The organism is Halococcus morrhuae DSM 1307 (assembly GCF_000336695.1).
Classification (GTDB): Archaea; Halobacteriota; Halobacteria; order Halobacteriales; family Halococcaceae; genus Halococcus; species Halococcus morrhuae.
In genome coordinates, this window is sequence record NZ_AOMC01000162.1 from 1 (window position 1) to 1,470 (window position 1,470).

The 1,470-nt window shown below is 51.3% G+C and carries 1 protein-coding gene; it reads left to right on the forward strand.

Going from position 1 to position 1,470, the window contains the following annotated elements; translation table 11 throughout:
• Positions 1-724 precede the first annotated feature (724 nt).
• On the forward strand, positions 725-850 hold the full coding sequence (locus C448_RS16565) for an MBL fold metallo-hydrolase (RefSeq protein ID WP_275039138.1): 126 nt from the start codon (positions 725-727) through the stop codon (positions 848-850).
• Positions 851-1,470 lie beyond the last annotated feature (620 nt).

The window sequence follows — 1,470 nt, forward strand, 5'->3', positions numbered from 1 at the left end:
GCTCTTCTGTGAGTTCATTGGCTGCTTGGTCCGGCTGCATCAACCGACCAAGCAGCCCGTTCACCTAACCCGCTTTGTGAGGTACTGAGATTAGAACGTGAGTACGTCGGACTGAACAGCGAGCACGAGCGGCGCGGTTAGCGGCCTGAACGCGGTCTACAGATTCTATGTCTAGTGAAACAGAAAGCAGCTCCTTAGCTGAGCGCACAGCAGCATCGAGAAGTCCAGCAACGATTGAACTCCGTATCGCTTTCTGGCTATATTTACTCGCTGTTGTCGTGGGGATGGCAAGTATTCCGCTTCATATAGTCGGCTTTCAGTTTGCTACAGCGGTTAGCACATTTGCTACCACGGTCGGGTTCACTGGTGGTGCGGTCTCTCGGTTGGATCATTCTACTCTCGTCATTATATTGGAGGTCAAGTAAGAGCGGCTACGATAATGGATTCTCATGCGACTACACGGGGTTTCACGTCGACAGAACGGCGATCCTCGAAAGTCACACGAAAGCACCGAGTTCGTGTGGATCTTCGCCGTTGGAGCCCTCCGGTTCGTATCCATTCACCGAGAGACATCAGCCGCACGTACGACAAACGCACGCCATCGTGGCAGTTGCTCGGTCGACCAGCACGGGTGTGAGAATCTCGTGTGTACGAACCTGTCATGTGAATCCGAACATACAGTGAGCTTGCCTATCGAGAGGAGCTTGTCGACGACGTCGCCGATCTGCTCGGCGAGAACACGCGCGTCGGTACAGTATTGCTCACCCACGCTCATATCGACCACTCCGGCGGCCTGCCAGTCCTGGAAGCGCGCGACCTGCTCGCAACCGAGGTGGCCGTCGACGAATGACCGACGAAATCTTCACCGGACAACACAGTGCTCTCCGGAGTGCAAATGCCACATCGATCTCTTTTGAGAGCGCGATAGGCAGGCATGTGATGTGTTATACATTTTTGATTGAGTGATCTTTACGTGACTNGGACCGACCATGATGCCCTCCCACATTCTCCCGGCCTATGCAGGTGGTTGTTGCACCGGGATTTGTGCAACGAGTAGAAGTAGCAAATAACTTGTGGCCAATTAGCATACTGCCAAGTTTTCACATCGATTTTGTCGATCTTGAAACATGGGTGAACAAGTCTGATAGATATTCTCACATTCCCTGGCCCACACTCACACTAAGTAGCAACCGAGGGATTAATCGATGAAGGCTGANGGTGAACAAGTCTGATAGATATTCTCACATTCCCTGGCCCACACTCACACTAAGTAGCAACCGAGGGATTAATCGATGAAGGCTGAGTGTACCGTGAATTCTGGTCGATACGAGAGGGAGCGTTGCGTGGCATTCATCCTTTTCCCATTGATTTCCCATAGTGTATGCTATGAGTAATTGTGGTCGATCCAACATTCTACAACGAGAATAGCAATAATTAAACCAGAATGAATCAATCATCCGGTGGGACAGA